Raw genomic sequence first — 18,762 nt, forward strand, 5'->3', positions numbered from 1 at the left:
TTTTTACAGGGAATTCGATGCAGGCGGACTTCCGACTTTAGCGGGGGGAGGGCAGTCCGCCAAGGGCTTTTCGTCACTTTGCAAAATAAACTTAAAAAAACCGTCAAAGTGCTTTTTTATGTCATGGGTTTTGGAGTATTACGAAGACAGACCGCCGAAACCTGCAACACAGGTGGCGTCTCCCAAGACCCATTTGTTTGCAGTCACTTGAATCTCCGCAGGTGAGATTTCGGCAGTCACTTCGAGGCGCAGCACCGCCCAGGTATTGCGTCTACTGGCTCTGACAAAGGTGACCGAGTATGGATGATCACGGACGTAGCCCTTCTTCCAACCAGCCAATCCTTTATGTACTCGATACCAACGTATTGATTCACGATCCAAACGCCCTGCTGAATTTCGAAGAACACCACGTCGCGATCCCGATGACCGTGCTTGAGGAGCTGGACAAGCTCAAGAGCGGACATCACAGCGTTGCCGCCGAATGCCGTCAGGCGATCCGGTTGATCGACAAGACCCTGGGCGATGCTTCTCCGGAAGACGTCGAACTGGGTGTGCCGATCCAGCGCGGCAAGGGCGGCCCGAAAGGTTTACTGTCAATTCTGATGAGCAAACAGGCCGAGTCGAACCTCATTCTGCCCGAGCATCTGAACGACAACAAAATCATCAACCAACTGATCGATCTGCACACCCGCGACCCGAAAAAACCGGTGGTGCTGGTCACCAAAGACATCAACATGCGCCTCAAGGCGCGCGCCTGCGGGATCGACGCCGAGGACTACAGCACCGACCAATTGGTCGACGATGTGTCCCTGCTACCCAACGGCTACCACAACATGACCGGCTCCTTCTGGGACCGCGTGAGCAAGGTCGAAACCCGTCAGGATCACGGCCGAACCTGGCATCAGGTGCAACTGATCGACAACCTGCCGGCGGTGCACATCAATGAGTTCATCATTGATGAGCAGGGCTTTGTCGGCTGGATCAAAGAAATTGAAGAAGACCGTCTGCTGATCCTCGACCTGCATCAGGAGCCGCTGCTGCATCAGGAAGCGTGGGGCCTCAAACCACGCGATATCTATCAGAGCCTGGCGTTGTACGCGTTGCTCGATCCGGACATTCATCTGGTCAATCTGTCGGGTGCTGCAGGTTCGGGTAAAACCATTCTGGCGCTGGCCGCTGCCATCGAGCAGACCATGGTCAGCAAGCGTTATCGCCGCATCATCGCCACCCGCAGTGTGCAGGGCCTCGACCAGGAAATCGGCTTTCTGCCCGGCACCGAAGCGGAAAAAATGGAGCCGTGGCTGGGCGCCATCACCGACAACCTCGAAGCCTTGCACATGGATGACGAAAACACCCATGGCAGCGTCGATTACATCCTCAGCAAAGTGCCGTTGCAGTTCAAATCGCTCAACTACATTCGCGGTCGCAGTTTCCAGCAGAGCCTGATCCTGATCGACGAATGCCAGAACCTCACGCCGCACCAGATGAAAACCATCATCACCCGGGCCGGCGCCGGTTCCAAAGTGGTGTGCCTGGGCAACCTCGCACAGATCGATACCCCTTACCTGTCCGCTACCAGTTCCGGGCTGACCTACCTGACTGAGCGCTTCAAGGATTTCCCCAACGGTGTGCACATCACCCTGCAAGGGGTGCCTCGCTCGATTCTGGCCGAATACGCCGAATCGCATTTGTAACCCGCCAATCAAACCGGGCGACTGCAAAGTCGCCCGGTTTTTATGTGCGCAATTCTGACCCGCAGGTTTACAATCGGTGCTCCTGATCAGGAGTAATCCCGTGCTGACTCATCTCGATTCCCAAGGTCGCGCCAACATGGTCGACGTCACCGAAAAAGCCGTGACGTTCCGCGAGGCGACGGCCCAAGCGCTGGTGCGCATGCTGCCCGACACCCTGCAGATGATCGTCAGCGGCGGCCATCCCAAGGGCGACGTGTTCGCCGTGGCGCGCATTGCCGGCATTCAGGCCGCGAAGAAAACCAGCGATCTGATTCCCCTGTGCCATCCGCTGATGCTCACCGGCGTCAAAGTCGAACTCAGCGCTGAAGGTGATGACACCGTGCGCATCGTCGCGCGCTGCAAGCTCTCCGGGCAGACCGGGGTTGAAATGGAGGCGCTGACCGCCGCCAGCGTCGCCGCCCTGACCATCTACGACATGTGCAAGGCCGTGGATCGCGGCATGACCATCGAAAGCGTGCGCCTGCTGGAGAAGGTCGGTGGCAAGAGCGGGCACTTTCAGGCGGAGCAGCCATGAACCTGACCGTGAGGTTTTTTGCCCGTTATCGTGAAGCGTTGGGCGTGGACTCGGTAAAAGTTGAAGGCGATTTCGCCACCGTCGACGACGTGCGTGCGCTGTTGGCACAACGTGATGGCGCCGAGGTGTTGAGCGAGCAGAATCTGATGTGCGCGCGCAACGAAGACCTCTGCCAGCTCGACGAGCCGGTGGCCGATGGCGACGAAGTGGCGTTTTTCCCCACCGTGACCGGAGGCTGAGCCATGGCAATTCGTGTGCAGGCCACGCCGTTCGATCCGGGCGCGGAAGTCAACGCAATGCACGCGGCCAATGTCGGCGTCGGCGCGGTGGTGAGTTTTGTCGGCTACGTGCGCGACTTCAACGATGGGCTCGATGTTGCCGGAATGTTCCTCGAACACTATCCGGGCATGACCGAAAAAGCCCTGGGCAAGATCGCCATCGAGGCCGAACGGCGCTGGCCGCTGTTGAAGCTGGAAGTACTGCACCGCATCGGCGCGCTGGAGCCGGGCGAGCCGATCGTGTTCGTCGGTGCTGCCAGCGCCCATCGCCAGGCTGCATTCGACGCCTGCGCCTTCGTCATGGATTACCTGAAAACCCGCGCGCCGTTCTGGAAGAAAGAAAACACCAGTGACGGGCCGCGCTGGGTAGAAGGGCGTGACAGTGATCATGCCGCTGCGGATCGCTGGAACAAGTAAAACCGGCGTTACCCTCAAGTCAGTCATCGCGAGCAGGCTCACTCCTACATTTGGAATGCGTTCCCTGTAGGAGCGAGCCTGCTCGCGATGGTGTCATCTGCAGCACTGCCAACCTATCGTGAGCGGCCTGACCATTGGCCGGGTGCAATCCTGTTTGCCCAATTGACGGTTTATACGTAAAAGTCCAGTATGGATTTACAAGTACAAATAAAGCTTTTCCCGTTCAAGCTCTTTCTTCTGTCTTGCCAAACCAACAACAACCCGCGAGAGAACGAACATGAAGAAACTCCCCCTCATCACCGGTCTGGCCCTCAGCCTGTTGGCATGCTCCAGCGTGTTTGCCGCCGAGAAATCCCTGCGCATTGGTATCGAAGCCGCCTACCCACCCTTCGCCTCGAAAACCGACAAGGGGGAAATCGTCGGTTTCGACTACGACATCGGCAATGCCTTGTGTGCGCAGATGAAGGTCAAGTGCGTGTGGGTCGAAGGTGAGTTCGACGGTCTGATTCCGTCGCTGAAAGTGAAGAAGATCGACATGGCGCTGTCGTCGATGACTATCAACGAAGACCGCAAAAAGTCGGTGGACTTCACCCACAAGTACTACTTCACCTCATCGCGACTGGTGATGAAAGAAGGCGCCACGGTCGATGACCAGTACGCCAGCCTCAAGGGCAAGAACGTCGGCGTGCAGCGCGCCACCACCACTGATCGTTACGCCACCGAGGTGTTTGAACCCAAGGGCATCAACGTCAAGCGCTACAGCAACAACGAAGAAATCTACATGGATCTGGCGGCGGGGCGCCTCGACGCGATTTTTGCCGACACCATTCCGCTGAATGATTTCCTGTCGATGCCGCGCGGCAAGGGTTACGCGTTTGTCGGGCCTGAGTTGAAGGATCCGAAATACGTGGGCGAGGGCGCGGGGATTGCGGTGCGCAAGGGCAACACCGAACTGGTCAGCGAGCTGAATACTGCCATCGACGGCATTCGCGCCAATGGTGAGTATCAGAAGATTTCCGAGAAGTACTTCAAGTCCGACATCTACGGCGACTGACAGTCTGCTTTCGGGAGCAAGCCCCCTCCCACAAGGGATCGCATTCCAGTGTGGGAGGGGGCTTGCTCCCGAAGAGGCTTGGGCAGGCAATACAGCTTGCGGATCCTAGCCCTTCAATTCCTTCAAATGCTTGTACACCGTCGCCCGCCCCATATTCAGCACGTTGGCCACATAGTTCGAGGCGCTCTTGCCCTTGAACGCGCCTTCAGCGTGCAGCGCCAGCACCAGTTCGCGTTTGTGATCGCGTGTCAGCAGATTCAGGCTCAGTTGCCGCTCGCGTAGCCAGGCATGCAGGAACGTGTTGATGCGCTCCTGCCAGTCATCGCGAAACAGAGAATCCGGTTGCGGGATCAGTTTGCTCGGCGACAGGAACAGATCCAGCGCCGCCTTGGCATTTTCGAACAGCGAAATATTCAGATTGATGCACAACACCGCCAGCGGATGCCCTTCGCTGTCGCGTAAGACGCTGCTCAGGCTGCGGATTTTCTGGCCGTCCCAGTTGAGCTTTTCGTACGGGCCGATGTTCCTGTCACTGACATCCTCGCTGAGCATGTCCTCCAGTGACGAGTCGTCGCCGATCTCGCGCTTGGACAGGTTGTTGGCGATGTAATCAACCTTTTGCGTACGCAGGTCGTGCAGCACCACTTCGGCGTGAGGAAAAAACAGTGTGGCGATGGCATCGGCGATGGCGCGGAAGTTATCCAGCGCCGGGTCGAATTCGGGGGCGGTCATGACAGTGGAGCTCCAGGCAGCGTCAGCGCCCCCGTGAACAGGGGGCGCTGCGAGTGTGCCGCAATCCGTTGGGCGCGTCATCCGGATGGGCGATCAGAACAGGCGTGCAGGGGAGAGCATGGCGCTGCTCAGACCGAACTGGCGCAGTTGCTCGGGCAACGGCTGGCCACGCACCAGCGCCGCGCTGGCCTGGCCCATCGCCGGTGAGGTCTGAATGCCATAGCCGCCCTGCGCCGCGACCCAGAACAGACCTGGCACCTGCGGATCGAAACCGCTGAGCAAGTCGCCGTCGGCGACGAAACTGCGCAGGCCGGCCCACGTGCGGGTCGGGCGGCGGATGGTCAGCGTGGTGGCTTCTTCGATCTGGTAAATGCCCATGGCAATGTCGAGTTCTTCCGGCTGCACATCGTGGGGTTCGACCGGGTCGGCATTGGCGGGCGAGCCTAGGAACATGCCGGCGTCAGGCTTCATGTAAAACGATTCGTCGAGGCTGACCAGCATCGGCCAGTGATGCGTGTCGACGCCTTCCGGCCCGGCGAAGATAAAGGCTGCGCGGCGCTTGGGCTGCAGGCCCAGCGATCTGGCACCGGCCAGTGCAGCAATCTTGTCGGCCCACGCGCCGGCAGCGTTGATGATCACCGGGGCGCTGTAGGTCTGGCCGTTGGTTTGCACCTGCCAGAAGCCGTCGGCGTCTCGGCTCAGGCCGAGCACTTCGCAATCGGTGTGGACTTCGCCGTTGTTGCGGCGAATGCCGCGCAGGTAGCCCTGATGCAGGGCATCGGTGTCGATGTCGCTGGCGCTCGGGTCGTAGATCGCGCCGTGGACTTTTTCCCGGCGCAGGATCGGCATTCGGGCGCACGCTTCATCGGCTGTGAGCAGCTGCATTTCCGGCACCGTTGCTTTGGCGCTGAGGTATTGATTATTCAGCTCGTCGGCGTCGCCGCTGAAGTCCACGGTCATTTCCCCGCGTGGCGACAGCAGCGGGTGCTCGCAGAAACCGCTGGGCGGGTTGTCGAAGAAGGCACGGCTGGCGAGGGTCAGGGCGCGCACTTGCGGGTTGCCGTAAGCGGCGCTGTACAGCGCGGCGGAGCGACCGGTGGAGTGATAGGCCGGGTGCGATTCACGCTCCAGCACAATCACTTTGGCGTGCGGCGACAGCCAGAAACCGGTGGAAGCGCCGGCAATCCCGCCGCCGATGATGATGAAATCTGCCTGGCTCATGGAGGTCTCCAGTTAGTACTCAAGATCGAAAAAACGCAGATCTCCTGTAGGAGTGAGCCTGCTCGCGATAGCGGTCTTGCATTCAGCATTATTGTTGACTGGTACACCGCTATCGCGAGCAGGCTCACTCCTACAGGGGATTTTGGTGTTAGTGGGTCAGGTGATAAACCGCATTCGCGAGGGCGATGTCTTCCAGACCCAGGCCGATTGAGCGGAAAAACACGTGACGGTTGTAATCCGGACGCTGCACTTTCTCGCTGAGCAGGTCGGCAAGGTCGCCGACAATCGAATCCTGGCTCCAGCCATGCTGTTCAGTGGCGATCAGCATCTCACCGGCCGAACCCGGCGTGGTCAGACGATAGTCGCAGAACACCTGCATGTCGTTGAGGCTCTGCGGCGGCACTTCGTGGGCGCGAGGGGCGTTGGTGCTGATCGAGGTGATCAGCGCCGGTTTGCTCAGGCTGGCCGGATCGATCACCGGCCCGGCGGCGGAGGTGCAGAGCATGATCACGTCCGCGTCGGCGAGGGCTGCTTCGCGGCTGGCGGCAATCGTCAGGTCAGGCTCGATGCTTTTCAGCAGTGCCTGGGTGCCGCTGTCTTCCATCAGCGACGGCGAATATAGGCTGATACTTTGCCAGTCGCGCAGGGATTTCACGTAATGCAAATGTGCCTGAGCGACTTTGCCGCTGCCGATGATTGCGAGGCGTTTGGCGTGGCGCGGGGCGAGGGCGTCAACCGCCACCGCCGTCGTCGCGGCGGTGCGCGCGGTGGTCAGTTCGCCGGCATCGCAAAGCAGCAGCGGCTGGCCGGTTTTCATCGACATCAGCAATGTCCACGCCGTCACCAGCGCGCCTTCCTCGCGGACGATGTAAGGCGATGTCTTCACCCCGTAGACGCCATCCTCGGCGAGCACCCCCAGGTAATTGATGAAGTCGCCTGCGCCCTGTGGAAATTCCACCAGTTGTTGCGCCGGTTGCACGGCATTCCCGGCCGCGAGATCGCGAAACAGCTTGCGCAGGATCTGCGGCACGTCGATGCGCGCCAACAGCTCGCGGGCCTGGGCTTGGTCAATCACGTAGGGCGTACTGGACATGTCAGGCTCCGGAGAAAAAAACTAAACTTATTTGTCCATTATGGACTTTTAGTTTTGTCGGGCAAGTGCCTGCGGAAACACCGGACGAAAAAAAAGCGCAGTCCGTTGCCGGCTGCGCTCCTTTTCATGGCGTCGCTTACTGCGGACGCTTGCGCTCTACCGCACGCAGCAAGTGCGTCGGTGGCGTTTCACAGCTGATCTTGCGACCGAGCTTCTCTTCGATGGACGGCAACTGGTAGGAGTCGTCCTCGCCGGCGAAGCTGATCGACACGCCATCGGCGCCGGCACGACCGGTTCGGCCGATGCGGTGTACGTAGTCGTCCGGCACTTCCGGCAGGGTGAAGTTGATCACGTGGCTGATACCGTCGATGTGGATGCCGCGACCGGCAACATCGGTGGCCACCAGCACGCGAATCTTGCCTTCGCGGAAGCCTTCCAGGGTCTTGATACGTTTGTGTTGCGGCACATCGCCGGACAGTTGCGCGGCGTTGATGCCGTCACGCACCAGACGTTCTTCGATGCGGCGTACTTCGTCCTTGCGGTTGGCAAACACGATCACGCGCTCCCAGCCATTGTCGTTGACCAGGTTGTAGAGCAGTTTGTACTTGTCGGCACCAGCCACCGCGTAGATGTGCTGCTCGACGTTTTCGTTGGCCACGTTGGTGACTTCGATTTCGACGATGGCAGGATCGGTGGTCCACTGCTTGGCGAGGTTCATCACGTCTTCGGTGAAGGTCGCGGAGAACAGCAGGGTCTGGCGCTCGGACTTCGGCGGGGTCTGGCGAATGATCTGCCGCACTTGCGGGATGAAACCCATGTCGAGCATGCGGTCGGCTTCGTCCAGCACCATCACTTCGACCATGTCCAGATGCACGTCGCCGCGCTGGTTGAAGTCGAGCAGACGGCCCGGGGTGGCAACGAGGATGTCGCAGTGGCGCGCTTCGAGGTGCTTGAGCTGCTTGTCGAAGTCCATGCCGCCGACGAACGTCATCACGTTCAGGCCGGTGTACTTGGTCAGGTCGGCGGCATCCTTGGCAATCTGAACCACCAGCTCACGGGTCGGCGCGATGATCAGCGCACGGGGTTCGCCCATGTAGCGTTCTTTCGGCGGCGGCGTTTGCAGCAGCTGGGTGATGATCGAGATCAGGAACGCGGCGGTTTTACCGGTACCGGTCTGCGCGCGACCGATGGCGTCTTTGCCGGCGAGGGTGAAGCCCAGCACCTGCGCCTGGATCGGCGTGCAATACGGAAAGCCCAGGTCCTGGATGGCGTGCATCAGTTCCGGGGACAGTTTGAAATCGTGGAAGCGGGTTTTGCCCTCCTGTGGCTCGACGACGAAGTCTTCGAGTTTCCATGGAATAACCGGCGCTTTTGGCTTCGGTTCGCGACGCGGACGGGCCGGTTTCGGCGCTTCGCTGCGGGCAGGTTCGGCGGCGATTGGCGCGGCCGGGGCAGGTTGCGATTGTTGCTTTGGTGCCGCTACGGGAGCGGGGCGCTCGGCCTTGGGGGCATCGCTGCGATGGCCGGGGGCGTGCGACGGCGCACTGGGAATGGGCGCGAGCTGCTCAGCCTCGCTTTTACCGAACATTTTCTTGAGTGCTTTGAGCACGGTCATCTCATCAATTGGTTAAGGAATGTACGCCGGCCAGTGTAATGCAAGAATCGGGCGCGGCGTAGTGGGAGGGATCAATGGACGGCGTTTGCAAGTCCGCCCGGTACCTTAGTTAGCGCAGGCGTTCGCTCAGCCAGACGCCAATGTCGCGAATTTCTTCGGGTAACACTTCGTGCTCCATTGGGTATTCCTGCCATGTCACGGTGACACCATGGGCCTTCAGATACTCATAGGCAGTACGCCCCATGGAGTTCTGCACCACGTTGTCGAACTGGCCGTGCAGCGCCAGCACCGGAATCCGCTGCTGGCTCGCAGACAACTCCAACTCATCACTGAACGTCGGCGCGTACGTCGACAGCGCCAGCACGCCGCCCAGTGGCCCCTGCCATTTCAGAAACGCGGTGTGATAGACCACTGCGCCACCTTGAGAAAAACCGGCGAGGAAAATCCGCGAAGCGTCTATTCCGCTGGCGCGCTGTTGTTCGATCAATTCGATGACGTGATCGGCGGAGGCTTCCAGCTCGCCACGGTCGATCGCCCGGGCCGGGCTCATGGCCTTGATGTCGTACCAGCTCGGCATGGCATATCCGCCATTTATGGTCACCGGGCGGGTCGGTGCCTGTGGCAGAACGAAGCGCGTGCTCAGCAGGCTTTCCTGCAACGCTTCGGCCACCGGCAGAAAGTCGTAGCGGTCGGCACCCAGGCCGTGCAGCCAGATCACGCAGGCGTCTGCGGGCTTAACAGGCTGAAGAATCAAGGGCTCGGTCATGGCTGCTCCAAATATGTGCGGGCGCTCTCATTAAGTGCGTGATTCGAGTGCGCGTCCGGTTGATCCGTTAAGAAGATGTCGCAAGGTTACAAGTTTTGCTATTGACCTGTCCCCGAATCGTTTCGGCAGACGGAGTGGTACGGGCTTTGCTATGGAAGGATCTGTACGAAGCGTCCTACGTCTGGCGGTAACACTATCAGTGTACGACGGGCGACGAGACTGCAAAGAATCCGGTGATGGATGTTCGCCAATGGCCGCTACGGGCTCAGCGAACGTGGAAGGGCTACAGCCCGTTCGGCCGATTGGTGAGAGGTGAGTTGTCCATGATGTGGATTTTCTCCTACTAGACTCATAGCGAAGGTCTTACGTCGGTTGACCCCAAAAAAAGCCAACACGGGTCAACAACGCCTCAAAAGGGTGCGACTGGACTCAAGCTCCGACACAACAAGAGCAAAACTGGAGGTTTGAATGAAGATGTTGAAATCCACTCTGGCGGTCGTGACTGCAGCAGCAGTACTCGGCGTCAGCGGGTTCGCTCAGGCGGGTGCAACCCTGGATGCCGTGCAAAAGAAAGGTTTCGTACAGTGTGGCGTGAGCGACGGTCTGCCAGGCTTCTCGGTACCTGATGCGACCGGCAAGATTCTCGGCATCGACGCCGACGTCTGCCGTGCCGTGGCCGCTGCCGTATTCGGCGACGCGAACAAGGTCAAGTTCAGCCAGTTGAACGCCAAAGAGCGCTTCACCGCGCTGCAATCGGGCGAGATCGACATCCTGTCGCGCAATACCACCATGACCAGTTCCCGTGACGCGGGCATGGGCCTGAAATTTCCTGGCTTCATCACTTACTACGACGGCGTGGGCTTCCTGGCCAACAACAAACTGGGCGTGAAAAGTGCCAAGGAACTGGATGGTGCAACCATCTGCATTCAGGCCGGTACTACTACCGAGCTGAACGTTTCCGACTACTTCCGCGCCAACGGCCTGAAGTACACCCCGATCACTTTCGACACCTCCGATGAAAGCGCCAAGTCGCTGGAATCCGGTCGTTGCGATGTGCTGACCTCCGACAAGTCCCAGCTGTTCGCCCAGCGCAGCAAGCTGGCCGCACCGAAGGACTACGTGGTGCTGCCGGAAACCATTTCCAAAGAACCCCTGGGCCCGGTCGTGCGTAATGGCGACGACGAGTGGCTGGCCATCGTGCGTTGGGTCGGCTACGCGCTGCTCAATGCTGAAGAAGCCGGTGTGACCTCGAAAAACGTCATGGAACAAGCCAAATCCACCAAGAATCCGGACGTTGCCCGTCTGCTCGGTGGCGACGGTGAGTACGGCAAGGACCTGAAACTGCCGAAGGACTGGGTGGTGAAAATCGTTTCCCAGGTGGGTAACTACGGCGAAATCTTCGAGAAAAACCTCGGCAAGAGCACTCCGCTGGAAATCGACCGTGGCCTGAACGCGCTGTGGAACAACGGCGGCATTCAGTACGCACCACCAGTGCGCTAATGGTTCTATCACCCGGCGGGCCAACCGCCGGGTGATGTTCTGTTCCATTTCTTGCGGGGCACTTCATGCAAAATTCAATCGGCGCACCAAAGCAGAGGCTCAGCCTCAGCGATCCACGAGTGCGTGCGTGGGTATTTCAGATCATCACCATCGTGGCGGTGGTCTCACTGGGCTGGTATCTGTTCGATAACACCCAGACCAACCTGCAACACCGGGGTATTACTTCGGGCTTCGACTTTCTCGAACGCAGTGCCGGGTTCGGCATCGCTCAACACCTGATTGCCTACACCGAAGCGGACAGCTATGCCCGGGTGTTTGTGATCGGTCTGCTCAACACCTTGCTGGTGACCTTCATCGGCGTGATTCTGGCGACGATCCTGGGCTTCATCATCGGTGTGGCGCGACTGTCGCCGAACTGGATCATCAGCAAACTGGCGACCGTGTATGTGGAAGTGTTCCGCAACATTCCGCCGCTGCTGCAAATCCTGTTCTGGTACTTCGCGGTGTTCCTGACCATGCCGGGGCCGCGCAACAGTCACAACTTCGGCGACACCTTCTTCGTCAGCAGCCGGGGCCTGAACATGCCGGCCGCGCAGATGGCTGACGGCTTCTGGGCGTTCGTGGCGAGCGTGGTCGTGGCGATCATCGCCATCGTGCTGATGAACCGCTGGGCAACCAGGCGTTTCGAAGAAACCGGCGAGCCGTTCCACAAGTTCTGGGCAAGCCTGGCGATCATCCTGGTGATCCCGGCCCTGTGCGCGTTGATCTTCGGCGCACCGCTGCACTGGGAGTTGCCTCAGCTCAAAGGCTTCAACTTTGTCGGCGGTTGGGTATTGATCCCGGAACTGCTGGCGTTGACCCTGGCCCTGACTGTGTACACCGCGGCGTTCATTGCCGAGATCGTGCGTTCGGGGATCAAGTCGGTCAGCCACGGCCAGACCGAAGCGGCGCGTTCCCTCGGCCTGCGCAACGGTCCGACCCTGCGCAAGGTGATCATTCCGCAAGCGCTGCGAGTCATCATTCCGCCGCTGACCAGCCAATACCTGAACCTGGCGAAGAACTCCTCGCTGGCGGCCGGTATCGGTTACCCGGAAATGGTTTCGCTGTTCGCCGGCACCGTGCTCAACCAGACCGGTCAGGCGATCGAGGTGATTGCCATCACCATGAGCGTGTACCTGGCGATCAGTATCAGCATTTCCCTGCTGATGAACTGGTACAACAAGCGCATTGCGCTGATCGAGCGGTAAGGAAAAGCGCATGAGTACTCATACTTTCAAACCCGACATGCCACCGCCGGCCAAGGTCTTCGGCCCGGTGGCGTGGATGCGCGCGAACATGTTCTCCAGCTGGCTCAACACCTTGCTGACCCTGTTTGCGTTCTACCTGATCTACCTGGTGGTACCGCCACTGCTCAGTTGGGCGATCTTCGACGCCAACTGGACCGGCACCACGCGCGCCGACTGCACCAAGGAAGGCGCCTGCTGGGTGTTCATTCAGCAGCGTTTCGGCCAGTTCATGTACGGCTACTACCCGGCAGAGCTGCGCTGGCGCGTTGACCTGACCGTGTGGCTGGCGGTCATCGGCGTGGCGCCGCTGTTCATCAAGCGTGTGGCGCACAAAGCGGTCTACGGGCTGAGCTTCCTGGTGGTCTACCCGATCGTTGCCTGGTGTTTGCTGCACGGCGGCGTGTTCGGCCTCGACACCGTAGCGACCAGCCAGTGGGGCGGCCTTATGCTGACGCTGGTGATCGCCACTGTCGGGATCGCCGGTGCATTGCCGCTGGGGATTCTTCTGGCCCTCGGCCGACGCTCGAACATGCCGGCGATTCGTGTGGTCTGCGTGACCTTCATCGAGTTCTGGCGCGGCGTGCCGTTGATCACGGTGCTGTTCATGTCTTCGGTGATGCTGCCGCTGTTCCTGCCCGAAGGCATGAACTTCGACAAGCTGCTGCGGGCACTGATCGGCGTGATCCTGTTCCAGTCGGCCTACGTCGCCGAAGTGGTGCGCGGCGGTCTACAAGCGATCCCCAAAGGTCAGTACGAAGCCGCCGCAGCGATGGGTCTCGGTTACTGGCGCGCCATGGGCCTGGTGATTCTGCCGCAAGCCCTGAAGCTGGTGATTCCCGGCATCGTCAACACCTTCATTGCGCTGTTCAAGGACACCAGCCTTGTGATCATCATCGGCCTCTTTGACCTGCTCAACAGCGTCAAACAAGCCGCTGCCGATCCGAAATGGCTGGGCATGGCCACCGAAGGCTACGTGTTCGCCGCCCTGGTGTTCTGGATTTTCTGTTTTGGTATGTCGCGCTATTCCATGCATCTGGAACGCAAGCTCGACACTGGCCACAAGCGTTAGGAGTTCTCTGTAAATGAGCGAAGCAATCAAAAAGCCAGTGGGCCCTGAAGGCATCATTCAGATGCAGGGCGTCAACAAATGGTACGGCCAGTTCCACGTGCTGAAAGACATCAACCTCAATGTCAGACAGGGCGAGCGTATTGTCCTGTGCGGCCCGTCGGGTTCCGGCAAATCCACCACCATTCGTTGCCTCAATCGTCTGGAAGAACACCAGCAGGGCCGCATCGTTGTCGATGGCGTCGAGCTGACCAACGACCTCAAGCAGATCGAAGCGATACGTCGTGAAGTCGGGATGGTGTTCCAGCACTTCAACCTGTTCCCGCACCTGACCATTTTGCAGAACTGCACTTTGGCACCGATGTGGGTGCGCAAGATGCCCAAGCGCAAGGCCGAGGAAATCGCCATGCATTACCTGGAACGCGTACGCATTCCGGAGCAGGCGCACAAGTTTCCGGGGCAACTGTCCGGCGGTCAGCAACAGCGTGTGGCGATTGCCCGCGCGCTGTGCATGAAACCGAAAATCATGCTGTTCGATGAACCGACTTCCGCGCTCGATCCGGAGATGGTGAAGGAAGTGCTCGACACCATGATCGGGTTGGCGGAAGACGGCATGACCATGCTCTGCGTGACCCACGAAATGGGCTTCGCCCGCACCGTTGCCAATCGCGTGATCTTCATGGACAAGGGTGAAATCGTTGAGCAGGCGGCACCGAATGACTTTTTTGACAATCCGCAGAATGACCGGACGAAGCTGTTCCTGAGTCAGATTCTGCATTGATGTGACGTTGTTTCTGAAATAAGCCCGGACTTGTTCCGGGTTTATTTTTGGCTGCGATTTGCCCCTTGTGCCGATTTGGCTGGCTGACTAACATGTCAGTAAATTCATCCTATGATTGGATGAAAGGGCGAATCCTATGTCAGAAATTTCTCCACTTATTAAACGATCCCTGGTCGATCAGGCTCTGGATCAGTTGCGTCAGCGCATCAACAGCGGTGTCTGGCAGGTCGGCGAACGTTTGCCGACCGAACCTGAGCTGTGCGCCGAGCTGGGCATCAGCCGCAACACGGTGCGTGAAGCCATGCGCGTATTGGCGTTTTCCGGGTTGATCGAGATCCGTCAGGGCGACGGCAGTTATCTGCGCGCGGTGGTCGATCCGCTGGACACGCTCAAGGCGTTGTCCCGTTGCTCGCTGGAGCAGGCGCGGGAAACCCGGCACATCCTCGAAGTCGAGGCCATCGGTCTGGCAGCGATGCGCCGCACCGATGAAGACCTCATCGCCTTGCGCGAAGCGCTCGGCACCAGCGGCAGCCATTACCACGGCGACCTCGACACTTACATCGCCTGCGATCTGGTGTTTCACCGTCGTCTGGTCGATGCCGCACACAACCCGACCCTCAGCGAGCTGTATCGCTATTTTTCCAGCATCGTCGGCGCGCAATTGCGCCAGACGCTGAACATCGTCCCGCGCCGTCAGGAAGTGTTCGATCTGCACATCGAGTTGCTCGATGCGGTCGAACAGCGCGACCCGGAACGGGCCAAAGCTTTGTCGAGGCAGTTGATCAATGAACCTTGAAACCGAGAAACCCATGTCCCGCAGTGATTTATCCACAGCCCCGAAACTTGAAGAACTGCTGATAGACGCCGAGGCCGATGACGAGCAAGTGCAGCAAAGTCATCCGCTGATCCGGCGACCGTGGCTGTTGCTGCTGGGCCTGATTCTGGTCGCGCTGAACCTGCGGCCGGCGCTGTCGAGCATGGCGCCGTTGCTCAGTGAAGTGTCGAAAAGCCTTGGCTTGTCTGCCGCTCAGGCCGGTCTGCTGACCACGTTGCCGGTGCTGTGCCTGGGGCTGTTCGCACCGCTGGCGCCGATCCTGGCGCGACGTTTCGGCGCCGAGCGGGTGGTGTTGGGGATTCTGTTGACCCTGGCCGGCGGCATCATCCTGCGCAGCAACTTCGGTGAAATCGGTCTGTTCGCCGGCAGCGTATTGGGCGGCGCCAGCATCGGCATCATCGGCGTGCTGCTGCCGGGAATCGTCAAACGCGACTTCGCCAAACATGCCGGCACCATGACCGGTGTGTACACCATGGCGCTGTGTCTGGGCGCGGCGATGGCGGCGGGTTCGACCGTGCCGTTGAGCGAACACTTCGACAACAGCTGGGCGCTGGGTCTGGGGTTCTGGGTCATTCCGGCGCTGGTGGCCGCTGTGTTCTGGTTGCCGCAAGTCGGCCAGAAGCACGGCGCGCACAACGTGGCGTATCGCGTGCGCGGATTGTTGCGTGATCCGCTGGCGTGGCAGGTGACGTTGTACATGGGCCTGCAATCGTCGCTGGCGTACATCGTGTTCGGCTGGTTGCCATCGATTCTGATCGGCCGTGGCCTGACCCCGACTCAGGCGGGCCTGGTGTTGTCCGGTTCGGTCATCATCCAGCTCGCCAGTTCGCTGGCCGCGCCCTGGCTGGCAACCCGAGGCAAAGATCAACGTCTGGCGATTGTGGTGGTGATGGCGCTGACCCTCGGCGGTTTGTTCGGTTGCCTATACGCGCCGATTGAAGGCCTGTGGGGCTGGGCGATCCTGCTGGGGCTGGGGCAGGGCGGCACGTTCAGTCTCGCGCTGACGCTGATCGTGCTGCGCTCGCGTGATTCCCATGTCGCGGCGAACCTGTCGAGCATGTCCCAGGGCTTCGGCTACACCCTCGCGTCGATGGGGCCGTTCGCGGTTGGCGTGGTGCATGACTGGACCGGTGGCTGGAACGCGGTGGGCTGGATCTTCGGCATTATCGGTTGTGCTGCGATCATCGCCGGGCTCGGCGCCGGTCGTGCGTTGTACGTGCAGGTGCAGAGCGAGAAGATCTGACGCGCTCCCACATGTGTGTGTCTCTGGAATGCTATGGGTATTCGAATGGCGAATGCCGATAGTGTTTCAGCGCGTTGCAGATTATCGTGATGGCATTCTGTCCGTTTCCTGGAGTTTGCCCGTGAGTGAAGCCCACGCCGCGTTGATCACCCGTTTTTACCAGGCTTTCCAGCGCCTCGATGCCGAGGCCATGGCCGCGTGTTACACCGACGATGTGCTCTTCAGCGATCCGGCGTTCGGCGAGTTGCGCGGGCGCGATGCCGGCGACATGTGGCGCATGCTCACCACACGCGCCAAAGACTTCTCCCTGACCTTCGACAACGTCCGCGCCGACGAGCGCAGCGGCGGCGCCCATTGGGTGGCGACTTATCTGTTCAGTCAGACCGGCAACGTCGTTATCAACGATATCCAGGCGCGCTTCGTCTTCCGCGACGGCAAGATCTGCGAACACCACGACCACTTCGACCTGTGGCGCTGGTCGCGTCAGGCACTGGGTTTCAAAGGTTTGCTGTTGGGCTGGACGCCACTGGTGCGCAACGCCGTACGCGCTCAGGCGTTGAAGGGATTGAAGGCATTTCAGGCCGCCCGCTGATAAGATCGCGAGCTGTTTCCTACAAGCCCTGATCCCCAAGTGACCAGCCTTAGCGAAAAACCTGCCGACGTTGCCGAACCAGTGAGCAAATCCTGGTTCGTCTACCTCGTACGCGCGGCCAATGGTTCCTTGTATTGCGGGATCAGTGACGATCCCGTCCGCCGTTTCGCCAAGCATCAAAGCGGCAAAGGCGCGCGGTTCTTTCTGTCCAGCCCGGCGACGGCGCTGGTCTACACCGAATTGTGTCTAGACAAGAGCGACGCCTTGCGCCAGGAGCGGCTGATCAAGAAGCTCAGGAAAAGCGCCAAGGAATGCCTGGTGGAGTCTTATCGGCCTGATTGATCTGATGCGAACGGTAGAAATCCTTGCACGTCAAAGCGACCACTCAGGCAAACGACAGGCGAAAAAAAACCGCCTTTGCGGGGCGGTTTTTCTGTAAACGCCGGTTTGCGGCCGGGTTTACTGATCTCACAGGAGATATTGACGTAGGCGGAGAGTATTCCTCTTTGCGTCACTGAGCAAGCCTGAAGACACGCCTACCCAAAAACTCAATTTTGAGTTATTTGTTTAAGCGAAGGTTCAGAAACCCGATTACGATCCGTCCGCTCACATGACAGTGCAACCATTGAGGTCTGGCCGATCGGCGTAACGGTTTCATGCCCTCTGACACGGAGTTGCTCCCGTGCCGGAATGATTTTTCAGGGGGTATCACAACCGGCCGCCTCACAGGGGATATTGACGTGTCTTCCGAAGGCGTACGCGGTCCGGTAAGCACGCTGGAGGTTTGGCCCCCAACCGGAGGCCAAAACGTATGAAGCTTTTGCTGCGTACTCTGAGCCTCGTATGGAGGTCGTTAAAGGCGTTTCGCTTTTACGAGTTCCTGCGAGATCACTTCGATGATCTGATGTAAGGATTGTCGACGTGAGAATGACCGCCTCGGTTTCGGCTGAGGCGGTTTTTTCGCAAGGTTGCAGATGTCTTATCAATCTGACTGATCGGTTCCCATCAGCCAGATCTGTAGGCTGCTAACAAAATGCGCGCTAAGCTGCCGACTCACTTTCTGAGCGGCGGAGCCGAGCATGTCCGAGTTGATTCTGCATCATTACCCGACTTCTCCATTTGCCGAAAAGGCCCGCCTGCTGCTGGGTTTCAAAGGCTTGTCCTGGCATTCGGTGCACATCTCGCCGGTGATGCCAAAACCTGATCTGACCGCGCTGACTGGCGGCTACCGCAAAACGCCGGTGCTGCAGATCGGCGCCGATATCTACTGCGACACCTCCCTGATCGCACAACGTCTGGAGCAGGAAAAAGCCCTGCCGGCGTTTTTTCCGGAAGGTCAGGAAATGATTGCCGCGAGTTTCGCGGCGTGGGCGGATTCGGTAGTGTTCCAGCACGCCGTCAGCCTGGTGTTCCAGCCGGAATCAGTGGCTGTGCGTTTCGGTAAATTGCCGCCGGAAGCGATCAAAGCCTTTATGGCCGACCGCGCCGGGCTGTTCAGTGGTGGCAGCGCCACCCGATTGTCCGCCGAGCAGGCCAGGCACCAATGGCCGACGATCCTGGCTCGTCTGGAGCAGCAGTTACAGCGCGAGCAGGGTGACTTCCTGTTTGGTGAACCGTCGATTGCCGACTTTGCGCTGGCGCACCCTATGTGGTTTCTCAAGGCGACCCATGTGACCGCACCGCTGGTGGACGAGTATCCGGCAGTCGCCGCGTGGCTGGGGCGCGTGCTGGGCTTCGGCCACGGTGCGGCGAGCGCGATGACCTCCGAGGAAGCGCTGGAAGTGGCACGCAACGCGACGCCAGCGGCATTGCCGGATGAGCAGTTCGTCGATCCGAATGGCTTCAAGGCTGGACAGCAAGTGGCGATTGCCGCAACGGATTACGGTGTTGATCCAGTGGTTGGGGAGTTGCTGTTTGCCGGGCGTGAAGAGCTGATCATACGTCGTGAAGACGAGCGCGGTGGCGTGGTGCACGTGCACTTCCCGCGTTTTGGTTTCCGCATCGAGGCCAAATAA

19 protein-coding genes are annotated in these 18,762 nt (G+C 59.6%); 14 read left to right on the forward strand and 5 right to left on the reverse strand.

Features of this window, described 5'->3' with window-relative positions:
- Positions 1-299 precede the first annotated feature (299 nt).
- The 5 genes from F2P67_RS00915 (at position 300) to F2P67_RS00935 (ending at position 4,017) form a co-directional block, all read left to right on the forward strand.
- Complete coding sequence (locus F2P67_RS00915; protein WP_166216203.1) at positions 300-1,694, forward strand: PhoH family protein; 1,395 nt, start codon at positions 300-302, stop codon at positions 1,692-1,694.
- A gap of 100 nt (positions 1,695-1,794) precedes the next feature.
- Positions 1,795-2,268, forward strand: coding sequence for a cyclic pyranopterin monophosphate synthase MoaC (gene moaC / locus F2P67_RS00920; protein WP_064382454.1), 474 nt, complete (start codon positions 1,795-1,797; stop codon positions 2,266-2,268).
- Positions 2,265-2,507 (forward strand): molybdopterin converting factor subunit 1, encoded by a 243-nt coding sequence (moaD, locus tag F2P67_RS00925; protein WP_166216206.1) that lies wholly within the window; start codon positions 2,265-2,267, stop codon positions 2,505-2,507. The genes moaC and moaD overlap by 4 nt, the downstream gene beginning before the upstream one ends.
- A gap of 3 nt (positions 2,508-2,510) precedes the next feature.
- On the forward strand, positions 2,511-2,963 hold the full coding sequence (gene moaE / locus F2P67_RS00930; protein WP_166216209.1) for a molybdopterin synthase catalytic subunit MoaE: 453 nt from the start codon (positions 2,511-2,513) through the stop codon (positions 2,961-2,963).
- A gap of 277 nt (positions 2,964-3,240) precedes the next feature.
- Positions 3,241-4,017, forward strand: a complete 777-nt coding sequence (locus tag F2P67_RS00935) for an ABC transporter substrate-binding protein (protein ID WP_166216212.1) — start codon at positions 3,241-3,243, stop codon at positions 4,015-4,017.
- 105 nt (positions 4,018-4,122) lie between these two features.
- On the opposite strand, the gene F2P67_RS00940 is transcribed toward F2P67_RS00935, so the two are convergent.
- The 5 genes from F2P67_RS00940 to F2P67_RS00960 form a co-directional block, all read right to left on the reverse strand.
- Positions 4,123-4,749, reverse strand: coding sequence for a helix-turn-helix transcriptional regulator (locus F2P67_RS00940; RefSeq protein ID WP_166216215.1), 627 nt, complete (start codon positions 4,747-4,749; stop codon positions 4,123-4,125).
- A 93-nt stretch (positions 4,750-4,842) separates the two neighbouring features.
- Entirely contained in the window at positions 4,843-5,970 is a 1,128-nt protein-coding gene (locus F2P67_RS00945; protein WP_166216218.1) for an NAD(P)/FAD-dependent oxidoreductase, read from the reverse strand.
- A gap of 148 nt (positions 5,971-6,118) precedes the next feature.
- Positions 6,119-7,063, reverse strand: a complete 945-nt coding sequence (locus F2P67_RS00950) for an ornithine cyclodeaminase family protein (RefSeq protein WP_166216221.1) — start codon at positions 7,061-7,063, stop codon at positions 6,119-6,121.
- Positions 7,064-7,199: 136 nt separating this feature from the next.
- Positions 7,200-8,678, reverse strand: coding sequence for an ATP-dependent RNA helicase RhlB (rhlB, locus tag F2P67_RS00955; protein ID WP_166216224.1), 1,479 nt, complete (start codon positions 8,676-8,678; stop codon positions 7,200-7,202).
- 109 nt (positions 8,679-8,787) lie between these two features.
- Positions 8,788-9,444 carry an alpha/beta hydrolase gene (locus F2P67_RS00960; RefSeq protein ID WP_166216226.1) on the reverse strand — a complete coding sequence of 219 codons (657 nt, stop codon included), beginning with the start codon at positions 9,442-9,444 and terminating at the stop codon, positions 8,788-8,790.
- Positions 9,445-9,912: 468 nt separating this feature from the next.
- Between F2P67_RS00960 and F2P67_RS00965 the strand changes: the two genes are divergently transcribed.
- The 9 genes from F2P67_RS00965 (at position 9,913) to F2P67_RS01005 (ending at position 18,762) form a co-directional block, all read left to right on the forward strand.
- Positions 9,913-10,944: an amino acid ABC transporter substrate-binding protein gene (locus tag F2P67_RS00965; RefSeq protein WP_166216229.1), complete on the forward strand. Its 1,032-nt coding sequence runs from the start codon at positions 9,913-9,915 to the stop codon at positions 10,942-10,944.
- A 65-nt stretch (positions 10,945-11,009) separates the two neighbouring features.
- Positions 11,010-12,191: an amino acid ABC transporter permease gene (locus F2P67_RS00970; RefSeq protein WP_166216232.1), complete on the forward strand. Its 1,182-nt coding sequence runs from the start codon at positions 11,010-11,012 to the stop codon at positions 12,189-12,191.
- A gap of 10 nt (positions 12,192-12,201) precedes the next feature.
- Positions 12,202-13,299 carry an amino acid ABC transporter permease gene (locus F2P67_RS00975; RefSeq protein ID WP_166216235.1) on the forward strand — a complete coding sequence of 366 codons (1,098 nt, stop codon included), beginning with the start codon at positions 12,202-12,204 and terminating at the stop codon, positions 13,297-13,299.
- A gap of 13 nt (positions 13,300-13,312) precedes the next feature.
- Positions 13,313-14,077, forward strand: a complete 765-nt coding sequence (locus F2P67_RS00980; RefSeq protein WP_114881492.1) for an amino acid ABC transporter ATP-binding protein — start codon at positions 13,313-13,315, stop codon at positions 14,075-14,077.
- Between the two features lie 136 nt (positions 14,078-14,213).
- Positions 14,214-14,873 carry a FadR/GntR family transcriptional regulator gene (locus F2P67_RS00985; protein ID WP_166216238.1) on the forward strand — a complete coding sequence of 220 codons (660 nt, stop codon included), beginning with the start codon at positions 14,214-14,216 and terminating at the stop codon, positions 14,871-14,873.
- Positions 14,863-16,155 (forward strand): CynX/NimT family MFS transporter, encoded by a 1,293-nt coding sequence (locus F2P67_RS00990; protein ID WP_166216240.1) that lies wholly within the window; start codon positions 14,863-14,865, stop codon positions 16,153-16,155. Before F2P67_RS00985 ends, F2P67_RS00990 begins: the two co-directional genes overlap by 11 nt.
- Positions 16,156-16,276: 121 nt before the next feature.
- Positions 16,277-16,747: a nuclear transport factor 2 family protein gene (locus F2P67_RS00995; RefSeq protein ID WP_166216243.1), complete on the forward strand. Its 471-nt coding sequence runs from the start codon at positions 16,277-16,279 to the stop codon at positions 16,745-16,747.
- A 39-nt stretch (positions 16,748-16,786) separates the two neighbouring features.
- Positions 16,787-17,089, forward strand: a complete 303-nt coding sequence (locus F2P67_RS01000) for a GIY-YIG nuclease family protein (RefSeq protein WP_166216246.1) — start codon at positions 16,787-16,789, stop codon at positions 17,087-17,089.
- Between the two features lie 737 nt (positions 17,090-17,826).
- Positions 17,827-18,762: a glutathione S-transferase family protein gene (locus tag F2P67_RS01005; protein ID WP_166216249.1), complete on the forward strand. Its 936-nt coding sequence runs from the start codon at positions 17,827-17,829 to the stop codon at positions 18,760-18,762.

The organism is Pseudomonas atagonensis (assembly GCF_011369485.1).
Lineage (GTDB): Bacteria > Pseudomonadota > Gammaproteobacteria > Pseudomonadales > Pseudomonadaceae > Aquipseudomonas > Aquipseudomonas atagonensis.